The organism is Komagataeibacter kakiaceti JCM 25156 (assembly GCF_000613305.1).
Window position 1 is genome coordinate 1 of record NZ_BAIO01000518.1, and the last position, 1,611, is coordinate 1,611.

Below are 1,611 nucleotides of genomic sequence, written 5' to 3' on the forward strand. Positions count from 1 at the left end.
TAAATGCGTGATGCGCCGCACGGGCGGTGATACGCATCAGAACAAATAACAAAAGACGGGACACCCGGTAAAAGAAATGTCCCGCAGGAGAGGAAACAGCGCATGTCCACGCATAACGCGGACCCGAGGGCGGAACTGAAGCGGCAGGCGGCGATCGAGGCCGCCGACATGGTCAAGGAAGGCATGGTGGTCGGTCTGGGTTCGGGCACCACATCCGCTTTCATGATCGAGGAGCTGGGTCGCCGCTGGGCGGATGGCCTGCGGTTCTGCGCCATCCCCACTTCGGAACATTCGGCCGAGCAGGCGCGTTCACACGGGATCAAACTGGTCACGTTCGCCACCCATCCTGTCATTGATATCGACATTGATGGCGCGGATGAGGTCGAACGCAGCACCCTCAACCTGATCAAGGGGCTGGGGGGCGCACTGTTCCGGGAGAAGATCGTGGCCGCGGCATCGCGCCGGTTCGTGATTGTGGTGGATGACAGCAAGCTGGTGGACCGTCTGGGCGGGCGCGTGCCCGTGCCGGTGGAAGTCGCGTCCTTTGGCTGGACCAGCACCGCCCGCCATCTTGAAGCCCTTGGCGCGCGGGTGACGCAGCGGCTTGACCGCAGCGGCAACGTATTCGTGACCGATGGCGGCAACATGATCCTGGACTGTCATTTTGGCGAGATCGCGGATTCGGGAAAGCTCCAGCTCCAGCTTGACCGGGTGGTGGGCGTGATCGAGACCGGGCTGTTCATTGGCCGCACGTCTGAAGTGATCGTGGCCACGGCGGGCGGACTGCAAAGGCTGCGTGCGTCATGACCGGGCGGGAACTGAGCGACCAGGCGTCCAGCCCCGGGTTATCGTGATCATGGGTGTGTCGGGCTGCGGCAAGACCACGCTGGCGGAAGGACTGCACAACCTGCTGGGCTGGCCCTATCAGGAAGGTGACCTGCTGCATCCTCCGGCCAACGTGGCCAAAATGTCCGCCGGTATTCCCCTGACCGATGCCGACCGCAGGCCATGGCTCGAAGCCTGCCATGCCTGGCTGCTGAAGCGCGTGGCGTCGGGGCAGGGCGGTATCCTGACCTGTTCGGCGCTCAAGCGGTCCTATCGCGACATGCTGCGCGCCGATGGGGCCAGCAGCATCGTGTTCGTCTATCTGGAAATACCCGAGGATACGCTGTACGACCGGCTCAAGCGGCGGCGGGGGCACTACATGCCCGCCAGCCTGTTGCCCAGCCAGCTCGCCACGCTTGAACCCCCCACACCGGACGAGCATCCGATCGTTGTGCATCTGGAAGCCACGCCGGCCGAGCTGATTGCCGAGACGCTTGGCCTGCTGAAGCAGAAATTTCCCGAACACGACCCCGCCGGAAACTGACATGCTGGCGGTTCCGACCGGTGCGGGCCTGTCTCCCGCCTGTCCATTCAGGGGAGACGGCCCGACGGGCCGGGCGTTGGATACAGGGAATGTAACCTCATGCCATCATCCACCATCCGGTCCCGAGGATAAATGACACCGTCTCCCGCCGTCCTGTTTGTCTGTATGGGGAATATCTGCCGCTCCCCCCTGGCGGAGGCCGCGTTCCGCCATGCCGCCACGAAAGCGGGCCTGGCGGTTAC

3 protein-coding genes are annotated in these 1,611 nt (G+C 63.9%); all 3 read left to right on the forward strand.

What is annotated here, in order from left to right; all coding sequences use genetic code 11:
• The first annotated feature begins 102 nt into the window (after positions 1-102).
• Entirely contained in the window at positions 103-807 is a 705-nt protein-coding gene (gene rpiA, locus JCM25156_RS16100; RefSeq protein WP_025813913.1) for a ribose-5-phosphate isomerase RpiA, read from the forward strand.
• A 49-nt stretch (positions 808-856) separates the two neighbouring features.
• The gene (locus JCM25156_RS16105) at positions 857-1,369 is read left to right on the forward strand and encodes a gluconokinase (RefSeq protein WP_051577540.1); all 513 of its coding nucleotides are present in this window, start codon (positions 857-859) and stop codon (positions 1,367-1,369) included.
• Positions 1,370-1,501: 132 nt separating this feature from the next.
• A partial coding sequence (locus JCM25156_RS28170) for an arsenate reductase/protein-tyrosine-phosphatase family protein (protein WP_457851825.1) occupies positions 1,502-1,611 on the forward strand: 110 nt, incomplete at its 3' end.